Annotated in this window: 17 protein-coding genes; 14 read left to right on the top strand and 3 right to left on the bottom strand. The window is 45.2% G+C overall.

The features are described from left to right. Position 1: 1 nt before the first annotated feature. Genes ACLWBD_RS00665 through ACLWBD_RS00655 form a run of 3 tightly spaced genes read right to left on the bottom strand, consistent with a single transcriptional unit; the run spans position 2 to position 3,750 of the window. Positions 2–1,030, bottom strand: a complete 1,029-nt coding sequence (locus ACLWBD_RS00665) for an arginine N-succinyltransferase (protein WP_063205956.1) — start codon at positions 1,028–1,030, stop codon at positions 2–4. Further along, the gene (locus ACLWBD_RS00660) at positions 1,027–2,373 is read right to left on the bottom strand and encodes a M20 family metallopeptidase (RefSeq protein ID WP_413569200.1); all 1,347 of its coding nucleotides are present in this window, start codon (positions 2,371–2,373) and stop codon (positions 1,027–1,029) included. The genes ACLWBD_RS00665 and ACLWBD_RS00660 overlap by 4 nt, the downstream gene beginning before the upstream one ends. Then, positions 2,374–3,750 (bottom strand): aminotransferase class III-fold pyridoxal phosphate-dependent enzyme, encoded by a 1,377-nt coding sequence (locus ACLWBD_RS00655; RefSeq protein ID WP_063205952.1) that lies wholly within the window; start codon positions 3,748–3,750, stop codon positions 2,374–2,376. A gap of 136 nt (positions 3,751–3,886) precedes the next feature. Here ACLWBD_RS00655 and ACLWBD_RS00650 point away from each other — a divergent pair, with 136 nt between their 5' ends. The 14 genes from ACLWBD_RS00650 to ACLWBD_RS00585 all read left to right on the top strand — a co-directional run bounded on the left by ACLWBD_RS00650 (position 3,887) and on the right by ACLWBD_RS00585 (position 15,592). Further along, positions 3,887–4,672, top strand: coding sequence for a tetratricopeptide repeat protein (locus ACLWBD_RS00650; RefSeq protein ID WP_413569199.1), 786 nt, complete (start codon positions 3,887–3,889; stop codon positions 4,670–4,672). Positions 4,673–4,706: 34 nt separating this feature from the next. Further along, positions 4,707–5,447: an outer membrane protein assembly factor BamD gene (locus ACLWBD_RS00645; RefSeq protein WP_413569198.1), complete on the top strand. Its 741-nt coding sequence runs from the start codon at positions 4,707–4,709 to the stop codon at positions 5,445–5,447. Next, positions 5,447–6,169 (top strand): tetratricopeptide repeat protein, encoded by a 723-nt coding sequence (locus tag ACLWBD_RS00640; RefSeq protein ID WP_063205946.1) that lies wholly within the window; start codon positions 5,447–5,449, stop codon positions 6,167–6,169. Before ACLWBD_RS00645 ends, ACLWBD_RS00640 begins: the two co-directional genes overlap by 1 nt. Positions 6,170–6,181: 12 nt before the next feature. After that, positions 6,182–6,700, top strand: coding sequence for a hypoxanthine phosphoribosyltransferase (gene hpt / locus ACLWBD_RS00635; protein ID WP_063205944.1), 519 nt, complete (start codon positions 6,182–6,184; stop codon positions 6,698–6,700). Between the two features lie 274 nt (positions 6,701–6,974). Then, a complete protein-coding gene (locus tag ACLWBD_RS00630; protein WP_413569197.1) occupies positions 6,975–8,459 on the top strand; it encodes a methyl-accepting chemotaxis protein in 1,485 nt (494 codons plus the stop codon). Positions 8,460–8,476: 17 nt separating this feature from the next. Next, complete coding sequence (locus ACLWBD_RS00625; RefSeq protein ID WP_063205940.1) at positions 8,477–8,782, top strand: hypothetical protein; 306 nt, start codon at positions 8,477–8,479, stop codon at positions 8,780–8,782. 262 nt (positions 8,783–9,044) lie between these two features. Further along, positions 9,045–9,227 carry a Flp1 family type IVb pilin gene (locus tag ACLWBD_RS00620; protein ID WP_063205938.1) on the top strand — a complete coding sequence of 61 codons (183 nt, stop codon included), beginning with the start codon at positions 9,045–9,047 and terminating at the stop codon, positions 9,225–9,227. 28 nt (positions 9,228–9,255) lie between these two features. After that, on the top strand, positions 9,256–9,447 hold the full coding sequence (locus ACLWBD_RS00615; protein WP_063205936.1) for a hypothetical protein: 192 nt from the start codon (positions 9,256–9,258) through the stop codon (positions 9,445–9,447). Then, positions 9,444–9,701 (top strand): hypothetical protein, encoded by a 258-nt coding sequence (locus ACLWBD_RS00610; RefSeq protein WP_253696544.1) that lies wholly within the window; start codon positions 9,444–9,446, stop codon positions 9,699–9,701. Before ACLWBD_RS00615 ends, ACLWBD_RS00610 begins: the two co-directional genes overlap by 4 nt. Before the next feature lie 12 nt (positions 9,702–9,713). Next, positions 9,714–10,358: a hypothetical protein gene (locus ACLWBD_RS00605; protein ID WP_063205934.1), complete on the top strand. Its 645-nt coding sequence runs from the start codon at positions 9,714–9,716 to the stop codon at positions 10,356–10,358. Then, positions 10,352–10,828 (top strand): hypothetical protein, encoded by a 477-nt coding sequence (locus ACLWBD_RS00600; RefSeq protein ID WP_063205932.1) that lies wholly within the window; start codon positions 10,352–10,354, stop codon positions 10,826–10,828. Before ACLWBD_RS00605 ends, ACLWBD_RS00600 begins: the two co-directional genes overlap by 7 nt. Before the next feature lie 13 nt (positions 10,829–10,841). Beyond that, the gene (cpaB, locus tag ACLWBD_RS00595) at positions 10,842–11,756 is read left to right on the top strand and encodes a Flp pilus assembly protein CpaB (RefSeq protein ID WP_063205930.1); all 915 of its coding nucleotides are present in this window, start codon (positions 10,842–10,844) and stop codon (positions 11,754–11,756) included. 33 nt (positions 11,757–11,789) lie between these two features. Continuing rightward, positions 11,790–13,319: a BON domain-containing protein gene (locus ACLWBD_RS00590; protein ID WP_063205928.1), complete on the top strand. Its 1,530-nt coding sequence runs from the start codon at positions 11,790–11,792 to the stop codon at positions 13,317–13,319. 53 nt (positions 13,320–13,372) lie between these two features. Next, on the top strand, positions 13,373–15,592 hold the full coding sequence (locus tag ACLWBD_RS00585; RefSeq protein ID WP_063205926.1) for an ATPase, T2SS/T4P/T4SS family: 2,220 nt from the start codon (positions 13,373–13,375) through the stop codon (positions 15,590–15,592).

The following is a 15,592-nucleotide window of genomic DNA, read 5'->3' as shown; positions in this document are numbered from 1 at the left end:
TTTATTTCCCTCTGTTGTAATTAAATGGAGCTACATAAACTTCTTCGCCAATCTCAACGCCTAAGAGCTGTCTTGAGATCGGTGCAATTCCGATTTCCTGGCCACGAATATCTACGGAAGCCAGGCAGGCTTTGAATTCTTCACCTGTTGCCGCCACAAGATTTTGTTCCTTATAAGCGGCGTCCTTAAATTCAGCGACCTTCAAACGCTTGCCGTATTTAATGGGCAAAATATCTTCCGTGTTAGCGCCGTAATGAGGTCCACCATCAAATGGATCAACTTCGTCTAAATAATTAAAGCCGATACTTTCTAAAAGATGTTGCGCGGGCTTCGTCGCTTCGCCCACGCGACCTAAAACTAAACGAGCTTTCGCATCCAGAAGAGCCAAGTAAATATCGTCTTGCGGAAAAAGACTTTCGATAAACTCTTTGTGAGACTGACTTAGGAGATCCGCCTCTTGGTACGGTAGTCCCGTAAACCTGCGGCCTAACGCTTCCCAGAATTCACTACGCCCTTCATCGGTCAATGGCGGAGTCAGCTCACACAAGACACGATCTTCAAATTTATCGCGGTGAAGGCCCATATACAAAAAGCGCGAAAGACTGATTTGCTTTCCAAGTTTTTCGGGACGACGACGATAGGTTTTATCGACAAGAAGTCCTCCGATTTCTGTTGGGCCGTCAAAGTCCAATTGAAAGCGCAAAACTTGATGGATAAAGCCAATACCAAGATCTTGAGAAAAGTGATCACGCTTAAAGATTTTAAAAAAGCTATGAGGAACTTCTTCTGTACCGTGTTTCGCGATTACTAAAGAACTTCCGACAACCAACTTCTCTTCCACATCTTCAACGACGAAAATATATTCCGTCTTGTGCTTGGGAAGTTTTCCCGCAAAGGATTCTTCGCTGCGCTCAATCTTTTCGCTGATAACTTTTTTGTCTCCGGGCAGGTTAAGCAAATTAAACTGCTTCGCCAAATCGACGAGCTGACTTAAGTCATCATACTGAACGGGTCGGATTATAAAACTCATACGCAAAACCTTTCGATGACCCTTTTATAGAAAGTAATGGCTTTATCTAAATCCTCTAAAGCCACGTGTTCCTGAGTGGTGTGCACATTGCCTTCCCTGATTCCGGGACCAAAGCACACGCACTCTACTCCGATACGCGAAAAAATACTGGCCTCGTTTGTCGAAGCCTGCGTGATAGGTCGGTCACTTAAACCCATCGCTCGAAGTTCATCAAGACACCCCTTCACCAAGATAGAATTCATCTCTGTACGAAAAGGTTTTTTATAATCATTCACACGGAAACTTGCGCCATTCATTTCACACACGCGACGCAAACGATCCATCCAACCTTCATAGATCTCATGCGAGATAATAGGTGGAATACGACACGTTCCTGAAATCTGAACGTCGTCTTCATTTGTTCTTATCAAGCCAATATTCAAAGTGGGAGTGCTTGGATGAAAATCATTATCTTTGTAATCCAAGAACTCTAATTCCAGCTCTTTGACCGCGCGATAAATGTTAGAAACCTTCTTCGAGATCGGATTTTTAATCTGCGTCAGCATATCGATTTCTAAAAAGGCATGGCTTGGGATAGTGTTAAAGTTGTTTCCACCATCCATCTCCATGATGTTCACAGAATCCGGAAGCATCATTAGATATTCCAACATTTTTGCAATGGCACTTTCACCTAAGTGAGGCGTGGAAGAGTGCGCCGCCTTTCCACGGAAGAGCTTGGATTGAGTCGAAGTACTTTCACGCAAGTTGTGTTCATGGCGATAGTGCATCTCTTCATCAGAAAACGGTATGCGAATTTCAACACTCGCGTAGCCTTTTGCTGCGTTGATCACTTTCAAATCACTAGGCTCACCGATCAGTGCCATTTTTGCGGCAATTTTGTTTTTACGAATCAACTTAAGGGCCCCTTGCATGCCAGACTCTTCACCGAAAGTCCCGACAAGCACCGGAGGTAAGCGCCAGCTCTTTTGATTCACGAAAGCCGCCATCGCTTCGAGCTTACAAAGAAAATCTAACTTTACATCCGCTGCACCTAAACCGTGAATCTTGCCTTCAATGATGTGTGCATCAAAAGGATTAGCTCCGGTTTCCGTCCATAAAGAAAAAGGACCGGGATCCACTGTGTCTAAATGTGTTTGCAATAAGAACTCAGCATCAGGTCTCTCGGCCACCGGGCGAGCGATTACATTCACCTGAAGCAGGTCGCCGACGATTTCCTCTTGTTCCTCGACGTGCAACCCTTTTTGCCGACAAAAAGCCGCCACCCACTTCGCAATATCTCTATTGCCGTGAGTAGGCGTGCTATCAATAGCTATCAGTTGGCGGCAAGCTTCGATGAAATCCAACTAGACTCCTTCAAGCAAAGTCTTTTCGATCACTTTCAACGCGATATCAATGTCGGCGTCTTGGATGATCGCTGGAATCAAGAAACGAGCGCGAACAGGATCTTTACCACAAGGGAAAGCAATCACGCCGTTGGCATAAAGTTTATTCAAGAATGCGTTCACAGTTTCTTTTTTTCCATCAAGTGGAGTGAAAGCCACCATCAAACCCATACCGCCTGCATCTTGTGCGATACCTTTGCAAGTAGTTTCATTTAGACGGTTGATACCATCGATGAAACGACGGTGAATTTGATTAATACGTCCATCCGGACCGACATAACCTTCACCCAACATATCAAGCATCTCCATGCCTGCACAAAGTGATGGAGTCGAACCAGAGAATGTTCCTGCGATCAATCCTGGTTTTGGATTGTATTCTTCAGTGTAAATTGTGGCGCCGATTTGCGCAGTCTTAGCAATCGTACAGATGTCGATGTACTGACCGATATCCAAAGTTTCAAACGCAAAGTATTCACCCGTGCGAGTGAAAGTTTGGACTTCATCCGCCCAGATCGCGATATTTTTTGATTTACAGAAGTCTAAAAGTGGAACGAAGAATTCACGAGGCGCGGCTTGATAACCACCTTCACCCAACATCGGCTCAAAACCGAAAACAGAAATATTGCCTTCATGTTTTGCCACGTGCTCTTTCATCACGTTCAAAGCTTTTTCACCTGAACGTGGATCACGCTTGTCATAGAAAGGCACACGCAAAACTTCGTTGTATTCAGGAAGACCCTGTTTGTAAGCCGGGTTGTCTGTCACTTCGGCCATCATAGTTGAACGACCCGCGAAAGCATCTTTAAATCCCATCACGAATCTTGCTGGAGAATTTTTTTGACGAGAAAGCTTCAAAGCATTTTCATTCGCCATCGTTCCGCATGTTGCAATCCAAGCATACTTCATGCGGCTTTTTTTGCTTGCGAGTTTCACGATTTTTTCTGTGAACAAACGATATTCGTTATTTGGCTGAAGATTTCCTTGAGTCAAAATATCGGCAAGAGAACCGCGCACGGCTGCTGCCATCACGCGAGGATTTGCGTGACCCATCAAGTGAATACCGATGCCGTTGATCAAATCCAGTTTCACGCTTCCATCTTCAAGCTCTACGTAAGGTCCACGCCCCGCACCTGTGCCCATGTATGGATAGTGCAAAGGGCGACCACGGAATTGACCAGCAAGATCGATTTTTTGTTTTCCCGCACCTTTAAATTCGTCCATCGGCGCACGGATGCCAGACAATTGAGAGTTCAACTTTGTGACTTCGTTCACAAGATCTTGAACCATGGTTTTCACTTTTTCGGATTGTTGTATTTGATGACCTACAAGAGAACTCATAATACCTTTCGCGACGGCCTGCCCTGTCAGACTGTCCTTTGTTATTGAAATGCCCAATTAGGATACTCCCGGGCCCAGACTAAGACAAGACACGTGGTAGACACGGAAAGACTTTTATCTGTAAACTTAGAGGGCTATGTCGAAACTGAAATCTCTCTCTGTGTTCTTTCTGTCACTCATTTTGCCCGCTCTGTGCATGGCGCAGACGGCAACTTCTGCAGAGCTATTTAAGCAAGGCACTCAAGCATATCTTGCAAAAGATTATGCGAAAGCGCGCGAGTCATTCACACAAGCACTGGACCAAGATCCCAATAACGCCGTCGTATTGACGAATTTAGCGCTCGCGGAGTTTCAATTGGGAAAAAAACCTCTGGCGGTCGGCCTTCTGCGCAAAGCTCTGACTTCGGATCCTGAATTATCGCCGGCGGAAGCAGGTCTCAAATTTGTTCTGTCACAACTGGGAGTGCGCGAAGTTCCTCGCCAAATCGAAACATATGAATCGGTGCGCACGAAGTTGATTCAACCCGTTCCTCTTTCTGCCTATTTGATTTTATCCGCGCTCACGTTTTTTGCCGCGGGATGGACACTGATTTCTTATGGCGGGCGTCGAAGAAAAGCGATGCAGGAAGAAACATCAGCTCCGGGATTTCCGATGGTCAGTACACTTCTAACGCTGAGCTTTGTGATATTTACAGGGCTTTTGGCGCTGAAAGTCTATGATTCCACGATTTTACGAGGGACGATCATTGAAGAAAAGGTGTCTTTGCAGACAGCACCTGGGGACAATCAGGTGGCTATTCTTGAGCTCTTTGGCGGAATGGAAGTCGTCGCTCTCCAAACTCAAGGAGACTGGGTGCAGATTACTTACCCCGGATCTCTTACCGGATGGGTTAAAAAAGCCTCTGTGCTGATGACGCGTTGACAGCAGGACCTGGACCTTAATATGATTTACTTCTATGCTAAAAACGCTCCGAGTCATAACTATCGTCGCGGCTTTGGGACTTCTTGTTTCGGGCTGTTCAACTACTGAGAAAAACTCCGACACTCCAGACGGAGCTTTCGCAATCGCGCAAGAATACGACGAAAGTGAACGCTATGAAGAAGCGATTCGTCGTTACACAGAAGTAAAAAACAAATTTCCGTACAGCAATTTCGCGACAAAGGCGGAACTTGCGATAGCCGATGTTTACTTCAAACAAGAATCTTACGCTGAATCTCAAGTCGCATATCAAATGTTCAAAGAGCTTCATCCGACAGCTCCCCAATCTGATTACGTTCAATTCCGCATCGGGATGAGTTACTACAATCAGCTGCCAACCACGATTGATCGCGATTTAACTCTGGCAAATGATGCGATTCTCAATCTATCGGAAGTCATTAAGAAATATCCAAACTCTCAGTACGTGACTGAAGCCAAAGAAAAGCGCAGTGCTGCGATTAAAATGCTAGCAGAAAAAGAAGAATACATCGCAGATTTTTACTTCAAACGTAAGATCTTCGACAGCGCTCTTCCTCGTTACGAAGGGCTTTATAACAACTATCGCAATCTAGGTTTTGATGCGAAAGCGCTTTCTCGTGCAGCTATTTGTGCGGCAAAGATAGGTGATTCCTCTCGCGCTAAAAAATACCAAGAGTTGTTAGCGAAAGACTTCCCGGACAGCAAAGAATTTAAAGCCGCTACGAAGGAGATCGAGTGATGAATGCTCTTCACGACGATATGCTTTCTGAAGCCCGTGGATACTTCATCAACGGGAACTACAAAATGGCTGAACCCATTTTGAATCAGATGCTTTTGCAGAACACTCGCAATCCTGAAGTTTATCAGATGCTTGCGACGATCTTTTACGATAAAGGTCAATTCAGCAAAGCCATCAAAACTTTCAAACGCGCTTTAGAAATCGATCCGACTTACACGGATGCCAGCGTGGGTCTTTCAATCATTTTGAATGATTTAGGTAAGTACGACGAAGGAAAGCAAGTTTTCCTAGATGCCCAAGTGCAGCTAGAAAAGAAATCCGGCAAACAAGATCCATTCGTCGATGAAAAGCTTGCCTCTAAGCATGAGGAGCTTGCGGATCTTTATTATCAGTACAAACGTTATAACGAAGCTCTTGAACAACTGCTTAAGGCGCAGAAACTTTCTAGCAGAAAAGCCGAAGTTACTATGCGCATCGCAGAGGTTCACGTGCAATTGGGACAACACGATCGCGCGATTAAGGACTTAAAAGCGTTGATTCGTGAGTATCCGCACTTAATTCCAGCTCGCCTAAAGCTCGGTGCTATATATTACAACTCAAACAATATTGCTGAAGCCACTGAACAATGGGAGAATATTCTTATTCGGGACCCACAACACCCCGAAGCCTTACGCTATTTGAAAATGGCGCAAGCAGCTGGCATTACTTCAATTGATTTGTAACCGAGGCATGAAATGGCACAACTAAAAGAACAGATGGTTCCCTTCCTTACTAGCGACGAAATTGCAGAGATTGTTGAAAGCTTAGCTGAACAAATCGAAAGCGATTACGATGGAAAGGATGTGGTTTTTATCTGTCCTCTTCGTGGTTCTATCCATTTCACAGCGGATTTAATGCGTAAAGTTGACCTTCCTCAACAAGTGGACTTCGTTCACGTGCAAGCTGTTGAAAAAGGTGGCGCGATTAAAATCGTCAAAGACATTTCAGTAAATATCGCAGGCAAACACGTTTTGATCGTCGAAGAGATTATTGATACAGGCCGTACTTTAAGCTTCTTAAGAAGCCGCTTGTTTGCTTCAGCTCCAGCCTCTTTGAAAATCGTGACTCTTTTAGATAAGCCAGCACGCCGTGAATTGCCGATTAAAGCCGATTACATCGGCAGAACTATTGATGATCGTTACGTTGTTGGATACGGAATGGATTCCGAAGAAGTCGGAAGAAATTATCCAGATATCTATACAATGAAGAACTAAGAAACTGCGACGTTTACTAGAAACAAGATTACGACGCAAAAGGCATAAAGGAACACAAGTTGTTTTGGCATGCTGAAGATCTCCCTTAAAGCCAATCTAATGAGTCTTAAGACCTTCGTCAATAGGGACACCCCAACGAAGGTCTAAAAAATAAACAAATTTTAGTTATTATAAGCCAACTTACCCTCGCATTCGTCCTCGGAAGGCTCATTTTTTGTCCTTAGGACTTCTTATTTCTTTTGAGCCTCCGAAATAGAAATCGGAGGTTTTTTCCATGAACCACATTTCTTTAAAGGGTCGATTCCTGTTTGTTACGGGTCTTTTGATCCTGATCGCGCTGGTTACAAACATTCTTTCCTTAGATCGCCTGCGCTACCAAAACAAGGTCACTAGCGAAATCGGGGAAATCTGGCTTCCCGCTGTCAGCAAGTCCGCAGATATTAACTTGAATCTCGTTAACTACCGCAAACTAGAGTTTAATCTTTTGGCGACCCAAAGCACAGATGAACGAAAAATCCTCCTTGAAGAGATGGACAGTCTTTTAGGGAACATTACGATCTACTCGAAAGTATTAGATCCTTTATTGACGACGGATGGCCTTCGAAAATCTTACGATGTCTTTTTGACTGCATGGGACGAGTACCAACTTGAGAGCGAAAAGTTTAAAGAGGCGGTTGATAAAGAAGACGCATCCAAAGCAGAAAAAATTCTGACAAGCAGTTCTCAAAAAGCGTTTTCTCAAGCCTACGATGCGCTTAAAAAGCTTTCTGACGACAGCTACATGATTGGGGTTCAGGATACAGAAAATGTTGCAAAGAACTTCAAGGTCACGATGATTGCCCTGATTGCTATTGTTTCTATCTCTATTCTTCTTGGAGCTAGTGCAAGTATCTGGAATATCCGCAAAGTTCAATCTTCATTGAAGAATGTGGCCATTGGATTAGAAACAAGTTCTGAAACTATTCGCAGTCGTGCGACCGAGCTCGTTCAATCGAGTGAACAGATTTCTTCTAACTCCACATCGACTGCCGCTTCACTCGAAGAAATTGTCGCTTCGATGGAAGAGCTGACGGCAACGGTTCGCCAGAATTCCTTAAACTCAAATCAAGCCGCTGAAATTTCTAAAGAGGGTGAAGGCACAGTCCATCAAGGACAGTTGAAAATTCAAGAGCTGATCAAAGTCATGAGCGAAATCTCCAAAAGCTCTTCTAAAATTGGCGAAATTCTAACGCTGATTGATGACATCGCTTTTCAAACAAATCTTCTTGCGTTGAATGCCGCCGTGGAAGCGGCTCGCGCGGGCGAGCAAGGGAAAGGCTTCGCGGTAGTGGCGGATGCCGTTCGCGCGTTAGCGCAAAAAAGTGCCGGTGCTGCCAAAGAAATCGGTAGTCTTATTGAAGACGCCACAACGAAAAGTAAAACCGGCGTCAATCTAGCCGCGCAAAGTGAAGAGTCATTAAACGCCATAGTTGAAAATTCACACAAAGTTGCTGACCTTATTCAAACCGTCGCACAGGGATCTCACGAGCAGTCTCAGGGCATTGAACAAATGAATAAAGCGCTTTCGCAGATTGATCGCAGCATTCAGGCCGTGGCGACATCCATGAGTACCGTGTCGACCTCTTCGGAAGAAATGCAGAAACAATCCGAAGAACTGCATCGCATGATGAAGGACCTGCACGTTTTAGTCGGAAAAAATAAAAAAGAAGAACAAGAAGCAAATAAAGACGCGGAAGAAAAAGATTCTTCTGCGGCGTAATTTAAAAAGGAGAAAACATGAAAAAAACCACTTTGGTAGCGGCTTTGCTTTTAATGAGCTCTGTGTCCTATGCCGGTGACTGTGTGATCACGATTGAACGTAAAGCTTGTGCGGGTAAAGAAACCGAAGCTTTCAAACCGTACAACGGCAAAAATCCAACTGAAGAATCTAAAAAATTGGATTCGGCAGAAGCTTGTACAAAATGGGCTGAAAAAAGCTCTAAAATCGTGCGCAAGGGCACTTTGACTGAAAAGAAGGTCACGGGCAAATTCGATGGTACTGATCTAGGAAAAACTTTTGCTGATAAGGCAGAGTGCAAATAATTTTTTTGGGGTTTTTCGATCTGCGAAAGACCCCTTTTCCCCGCATAAAGTCCTGTGCAATCTTTGGACGATTCGACTTAAGCCTCAAGTGAAACTCAGTCGAAACAGCTTTGTCCAAAACTTTTTCAATTTTCCTGACTTTCTGATTTTCTGAATTTTCCCAATATTCCCAGATTGAGACAGCGTTCCCTCGGCGTTTTGTAATGCTCACTCTAAAGAGAATCCCAAAATTAGCCGATATTTATCTAAAGGGGGAACATCCATGAAGAAGTTTAAGAATTTTTCTAAGAATCTTTTGAAGAACAAACAAGGTCAAGGTGCGACTGAGTACATCCTATTGCTTGTCGTTGTCGTGGCTCTAGTTGTTATGTTCAAAGATAGAATTAAACAAACTATGGAAGGCAAAATCGAAGCTCTTTCTAGCTCGATCATGTCTGTTGAGTAGTTTAATTCGCGTTTAATCGGGAGATTAAATGACCGTTGAGTATGTCCTGTTACTATTCTGCGTGTTCTTCTTTGGGCTGAAAGCTTTCTTATCAGCCCCAGGAAATGCATTTCGCAATTCGGGCCCGATGTTAGGCGCTCGTATCGAACAGCAAATCGCAACAGGTGACGGATTTAAACCACAAGGCGGTAACCACGTTCAATGGGCGGGTGACAATTGAGACAAGATCCTCTTCGTAACCGAAAAGGTCAGTTCGTAATTGAAGCCGTTCTTTTGATGGTTGTCGGTGTGAGTTTTTTCATCTGGGGAACCAATCAGCTGCGTGAACAAAAGATTCTCGCCAAACTGATCGGTGGCCCTTGGGAAAAGGTCTCGGGAATGATTGAATCGGGAGTCTGGGAAACGCCGGATAAGGCGCGCGCCAATCACCCGAATCAGATTGATCGCTCACTGACTATCGATCCGAAAGGTTAAGAAAGATTGGGAATGAAAGCATTCAAAAGAATACTTAAACCAGTGCAGAATGAAAGCGGATTGATCTCCGCTGAGTTCATTTTTGCCCTCGTGTTATGCGCAGGCATGTGCATTATTCTTTTTGCTTTGAACTTCACTCTTTCAATGGCAGAGATTGCTCAATACATCGCCTTTTCGGCGGCACGAGCTCACGCTGCTAGCCATGTCGATCCGACAAAACAACAGCAGCTCGCTAAAGACAAGTATAACGAACTTGTGAACAACCCTACATTGAAACCTCTTTTCAACAGTTCCAACGACGGAGCCTGGTTTAAACTTGGCGCCTTGGACGTGCGAAGTGGTCTTGATGGAAGTGATTTTAGCGGTGATTACAAATACACCGAAGACCGCGTTCCGCAGGTCGGTGTTCGCTTTGATTTTCAAACGCGCATTTTGAATATGAAAATCGCGTTCCTAGGTTCAACGGCAGAAGATCCGGAAAGAGGATTTTCCGCTAAAGTAACCGGCTTATTGATTCGTGAACCCACGCAGAAAGAGTGTTGGGAGCAACAAATCAAGCCTCGTTACACAAATATTCTGAATCTTGATTCCCGCTATAAGGTATTGGGCGGAATCGGAGAGAACCAATACACACCGATGGAGGATAACGGATGTTAAAAAAACAACGTCGCCCTTCCATCATCAATAACGAAAAAGGTATGGCGGTCTTTGAAATGATCCCCATCATCGTCGTTATTGTTTTGTTTTTGAATTTTTCGTTGGGTTTCTTTGGAGCGATTCATACGGGTATTTTGAATTCGATCGCTGCCCGCAACTATACTTTTGAAACTTTCCGCCATCGTGCGAACCTGACGTACTTTAGAAATTCGGACTTTAACTTTAAAGACATCGGAATGCGTTTCCATGGAACGACTTCTGAAAAAGTCCGTGGGGAAAAGTGGATTGCCTCCACTCGCCTGATTGATTTTATGAATTTTGATACTCGAGCAACGGTGTTTGACAGCAAGAGTGATCACGAAAAAACCAGAGGACTTGGCGATGGACGCAATCAAACTGTCGGTGCCAACCCAATCTGGATTAAGACTGCCTATGGTATCTGTTTGGATGCCAAGTGTGGCGGGTCATAGAAAGTAGGACGTGATGGGATCTAACGAGACTCGAAATCTTTGGCTTTCGATTGCAGCAGGGGTCTTTGCTACCTTCCTGCTGTACAGCTATTCGCAAGAAAAGAAAGCCGAGTACGACAAGCGTTACGGCACAACGAAACGTGTGGTCGTTGCTAAAGAAGATATCGCAGAAATGCAAACCATCTACGATACGATGGTGGAAACTAAAGAGTTACCTGCTGACTTCATTCAGCCGGATGCCATCACCATCCCTGATGAAATCATCGGTAACGTGGCTGCTGTTCCTATTCGTAAAGGCCAAATGGTCGTAAAGAACAACCTTCTTACACCAGGACCTGATACAGGTATTGCGTTGCAAGTGGCACCGAGCAAACGTGCGGTGGCAATTCCTGTGGATGAAGTTCGTGGTGTTGCAAAACTGATTCGTCCTGGAGACCGCGTGGATATCTTTGCTGCTGTTGACAGTGGTAAGGGTGTAAACCAACGCCGTGAAGTCTTCACGATGCTTTCAGACGTTGTCGTTCTGGCAACGGGTGTGAGTGTTATGAATAACATTCCACGTATGTTTGAGTTGGATTCAACAGGTAAAAACTTAACGCAAATTGCTTTAACTGGGGATACGAAATATACGACGATCACGGTTGAAGCGACGCCAAAGGAAGCTCAAGACTTGTTCTATATCTTGTCGACAGCTCCAGGTAATATCTTCTTTGCTTTAAGAAATCCGAACGACAGAACCGTTCCACCGCGCATGCCTAGCTCGACGGCGGAATCTGTTGCCGGAAAACCAATGGTATCGATGGATGCGCCAGCCGCACCTCCAATCGCAATGCCACAGAGACCCGTTTATACACCACCCGTACAACAACAAAGAACTGCGCCTCCGCCAGCACAAAGACCGCGCACCAATGGATTTCAAACACTGTAGATGGGTCGACCAAGGGGAACGAAGGGGGAACATATGAGACGAAATATACTGACTGCAGGACTGCTGTTAAGTCTCGCCGTGGGACCATGTGCAATGGCCCAGGAAGAACTCGTTGCAGAACCATCGTCAGCCGTAGCTGATGAAGGCACTGGCGTTTATCGTTCCCGCAAATTCATCAATCTGACTTTGGGGATTGAGCAGGATGAAAAGCTTCCACCACTTCCGGATAGCATTGAATTTAAAGGTGACTTCCGTCGTGTCGTCACGGCCGCTTACGCTAAAGACCTCAATGTCATTCGCTTCACCCCTAAGGCGGAAGGCTTTGCGACTTTAACAATTCATGACAAACGTAACGGCAAGGTCGTTGCGGAATTCCGTATTGACGTTAAGAAAAGTAAACTCGACAAAGTCGTGCGTGAAATGCGTGCGCTCTTAGGTGATATCGAAGGTATCAATATCAAGATCGTTAATAACAAAGTTGTCGTTGACGGTCAGATCCTTCTTCCAAAAGACTTAGCTCGTATCTTTAACGTCGTAAAACAATTCGGTGATCAGGCGTCTTCGCTAGTGACTTTAAGTCCTTTGGCGCAAAAGAAAATCGCTGAATTTATCGCTCGTGATATCAACAACCCCGAGATTGAAGTTCGTGCCGTGAATGACAAAATCATTCTTCAAGGCTGGGCTAATAGTGATGAAGAAGCCAAACGTGCCGAAATCATCGCCAAAACATACCTTCCGGATATCGTGATTGATGCTGCCGAAGACGGCGGCCCGATCAAGAAACGTCGTCCTTTGAATGATGGTGTTATCAACCTTATTCAAATTAAAGAAGCGGCTCCACGTCCACCGGCAAAAATGATCCAGATGGTTATTCACTATGTGGAGCTAAATAAGGACTACTCAAAAGCCTTTAAGTTCCAGTTCACTCCAGAGCTAGGCGACAACTCGCAAATGACTTTCCAAACTGGTGGTGACAGTCCTGGTGGAGTTATCAGTTCTATCACAGGTACGGTTTCTAACTTGTTGCCTAAACTGAACTGGGCAAAACAACACGGTCACGCTCGTGTACTTGAAAGTACAAGCTTGATCGTTGAGGACGGTAAAAAGGGTGAAATCAAACAGGTAACGGACCAACCTTATCCAGTTATCGGTAAAGACGGTACCCAAGGAACGGCGTTCGCCTCTGTCGGTATCGTGACAGCCATCACTCCATCACTTCTAGGGGAAAAATCTGGAAGCGTGAAAATGGATATGAGCTTTGAAGTGAGCAGCTTATTGGGTAATACACCACTAGGCGCTCCGATCGTCAGTAAAAATCAAATGTCGAGTACCGTGACTGTTCGTGACCGTCAAAGTGCCGCAGTGGGTGGTTTGATCCGTAACTCCACTTCGACTGGTTACAATCGTCCTGCTGGACAAAAGAACCCGATCATCAGCCTTTATGCATCTAAAGATTTCATCAAGCAACAAAGCCAGTTTGTGGTCTTTGTGACTCCAATTGTGAAGACTTCTGCGAGCTCGGGTGCGGAGCAAATTAAGAAGAAGTTCCGTTTACGCGACTAAGATCTCGTAAACGGACCTCCCATTCCAGCCGATAAAGGAACTGGAGGTCTGCATTGGCTATTAATCCGAATTGTAATCTCATCGCAGTTGTTGGCGGTAAAGGCGGCGTAGGTAAGTCTGTCTTTGCAGCTAACTTTGCTTGCACCCTCATGAATGAACTTCGCTCTCAGGTTCTTTTGATCGACGCTGACAGTAAAAGCGTGGGTGATCAGAACGTGATCATGGGTATTAAGCCTCAGAAAACTCTGAAAGAACTTGCAAGCTTCCAAGGATCCCTAAATTCTCAACCAATGAACTCGCTGGTAACAATGCACCAATCCGGTCTTGCTTACGTGGGCGCGGTTCGTGGTCCGGAAGAATCTTTGAATATCTCTCCTGATCTTCTAGGCAAACTTTTAGAATTCTTTTCTCGCGCCTATAAGTTCGTCGTTGTCGACGTCGGAACTGATTTGGGCCCGGCACAAATGGCTGTTCTTCAAGAAGCAACGGCCATCATGATCGTGACAAGTCCCGAAGTTCTGGTTGTTACGCAAACTCAACGTCTTATCAATGAACTTCTTTCTGCAACTTTGCCGAAAGATATGTTCCAGCTTGTGATTAACAAAGCTTCTCCGACAGGCTTGTCACCACAAACTATTTCGAATCAATTGCAACTTCCGTTTTTGGGAATCATTCCTCAAGACGAAGCGACTTCAATGATGGCTTTGCAAAAGTATACGCCGTTCGTACTAGCCGCGCCGAAAGCACCTATCACGGCTGCGTATTATGATGTCGCTCGTAAACTCAGCGGTGGTATCTTACAAAGATTAAAGTCAATTTCTCGTCCGAAGCCGGCTCCGGCCGCTGACTCATCATCGAATGCCGCTGGCGCTGCCCTTCCTGTCAATGGAATGGATCCGCGCACACTTCTAAAAATTCGCGTGCATAATGAGCTCATCAGAACTGTCGATTTAAAGAAACTTCTTCTTGATACCAAACAAGACGAAGGAAAAGAAAAAGAGATTCGCGAAAAAACAAAACGTGAAATCACTTTGATTGTCGACCGCGAAGCCCCGGATACGGCTCGCGATGAGCGCTCTAAGATCATTAAAGAAGTTTTGGAAGAAGCTTTGGGCTTAGGGCCTTTAGAAGATTTATTAGCGGATGCCGACGTATCCGAGATCATGGTAAATGGTTTTAGAAAAATCTTTATCGAGAAAAGTGGTAAGGTTCAGCTGAGTCCCGTCACATTTACATCCAACGATCACTTGCGTCGTATTATCGAGCGTATCGTGACTCCGCTGGGACGTCAGATCAATGATTCAACTCCTTACGTGGATGCCCGTCTTAAAGATGGCTCGCGTGTGAACGCCGTCATTGAACCTTTGGCGATTGACGGACCGGCTCTGACTATTCGTAAATTTAAAAAAGGTGGTATTACTCCTGAAAAGTATATCAACTACGGAAGTATCACGAAGAACATGATCGACTTCCTTCGCATCTGCGTGGAAAACGGTCTGAACGTGGTGATCTCTGGTGGTACCGGTTCCGGTAAAACCTCGCTTCTGAATATGCTTTCTTCGTTTATTCCATCTAATGAGCGCGTGATCACTGTCGAGGACGCGGCCGAGCTGCAACTTCAACAGGAACACGTCGTGCGTTTAGAGACTCGTCCTCCTTCAATGGAAGGGTCCAACGCCGTTACTATTCGTGATTTGATCAAGAATGCCCTGCGTATGCGTCCTGACCGCATCATCGTCGGTGAGTGCCGTGACGGCGCTGCTCTAGACATGTTGCAGGCGATGAACACAGGTCACGATGGTTCAATGACTACGACTCACGCCAACAGTCCGCGTGAGTGTATCGCTCGTCTTGAGACTCTTTGTATGATGTCGGGAATGGAACTTCCCGTTCGCGCGATCCGTGAACAGATCTCGGGTGCGGTAAATTTGATTGTGCAGATTTCTCGTCTGTCTGACGGTAGCCGTAAAATCTTAAGCATCACTGAAGTTGCGGGTATGCAAGGTGATGTCGTGACTTTAGCAGAGATCTTCCGTTTCAAAGAAACAGGTTACGATAAGAATAGAAAAATCAATGGTGTCTTCCAGGCAACAGGAACGATTCCAAGCTTTATCCAAAAACTAAGCGACAAAGGTGTCGTAATTCCTCGAGAGATCTTTGCCAATGATCCAACGACGAATACACCAGGCGCACCAGCAGCGTCGCAAAAACCACCTATCGCAGCAGCAATGCCAAAAATGCCAGGCGTCGCTCCGGTAAAGAAATCGGGATAG

The organism is Bdellovibrio sp. HCB117 (assembly GCF_047305915.1).
In the GTDB taxonomy this organism is placed as follows: Bacteria; Bdellovibrionota; Bdellovibrionia; order Bdellovibrionales; family Bdellovibrionaceae; genus Bdellovibrio; species Bdellovibrio bacteriovorus_B.
This window is presented reverse-complemented; position numbering and strand designations above follow the sequence as displayed.